The sequence below is a fragment of the Microcoleus sp. Pol11C3 genome (assembly GCF_036701485.1).
Lineage (GTDB): Bacteria > Cyanobacteriota > Cyanobacteriia > Cyanobacteriales > Microcoleaceae > Microcoleus.
Window position 1 is genome coordinate 1 of record NZ_JAUBQW010000313.1, and the last position, 1,190, is coordinate 1,190.

A 1,190-nucleotide genomic window follows, 5' to 3' on the forward strand; every position below is an offset into this window, starting at 1 on the left:
TTGCTCTTCGCTGTGCTTATCTCAACGGTCAACTTTCAATTTGATGTATTTGCCAAAGTGAGATGCACCCCTGCTAAACTTCTTAAGTGGCACCTCAAGGAGCAACTTCCGATCCTGGTCGAGCTTGCGCCAACCCTCATCTGCTTGTAGCGATCGCCGCCCTACAACCACGAGCCTTACTGGTGCAGAAGATAACGCAGTATCTTCGACCAAATACTGCCATAGCCATTGATTCAGGTAAGACTGTGCTTTTTCATAGGTATCCAAAATCAGCACCAGCGATCGTCCTCTGCTGTGGGCAATTTGCATCAGACTTTCAGCAAATGCCTGGGTCAGTTTGAAAACTGGCTGTAACATAAGAGCCTGTAGCTCAGGCTGGTCTTTGGTCGCAGGGTGATTCCGCACTCGCTGCTCGATCGATTCTTGCAAGCAGTCTGCATCCTCTCCAATCGTCGGTAATGCAGAAAAACCTACCCCTGAAAGATTAAAAGATGTCGGCTTACTTGAGGTGGAGGTCAAACCTATTAGGTTTAGCCAAATGAAGCGTTGAAACCAGCTTGTAATCTTCCTTGCTTCTTCGCTGCTAATTGTTTCACCATCAATTGACTCATGACTCAACTTGTATAGAGTTGACTCAAACTGCTGCTCTTTTTGTTTAAATGAATCAGCGATCGTTTCACCTCCAAAACGCTCAACAGCCTGCTCGTGTACCTTTCGCATCAATTTTAGGGGAGTTTCGATATCAGGCGTTTTCGCAAAACAAATCTCCAGAAAATCAACTTGGCCTGCATGGGCATCCTTTAACCGCCCCAGTAACGTTGTTTTACCAACTCCGCCAGTTCCGCAAATATTGAATAGCAAGGGTTGTCCCTCAGATTCGTTGAGTGCTAAGTCAAAGCGTTCTAACAGCCTTTTCGCCTCATTTCGTTCAATGTAATGTCTATCTGGCACTCGCGATCGCATCGCAGATTGACGATTCATCTCGGGCTGAGCTGACTGCTGAGTCTCTTTCTTTGCTAATTGTGCCGCTTCTAATCGTGCCTTTGCTCCAGCAACTTCTTCTCGCTTTTCATCCAGTTGAATCTTCAGGTGTACTGGAATCGTCGAAGTGACGTAAGCTGTTGTGCCTTTAAATAGGGTATAATAAAAACTTAGCTTAGTCAATCAATACAAAAATGCCAGCAAAAAAC

The 1,190-nt window shown here is 45.5% G+C and carries 1 protein-coding gene; it reads right to left on the bottom strand.

The features are described 5' to 3' along the window. Positions 1–21 precede the first annotated feature (21 nt). The gene (locus tag QUA40_RS28815; protein ID WP_333132142.1) at positions 22–1,164 is read right to left on the bottom strand and encodes a hypothetical protein; all 1,143 of its coding nucleotides are present in this window, start codon (positions 1,162–1,164) and stop codon (positions 22–24) included. Positions 1,165–1,190 lie beyond the last annotated feature (26 nt).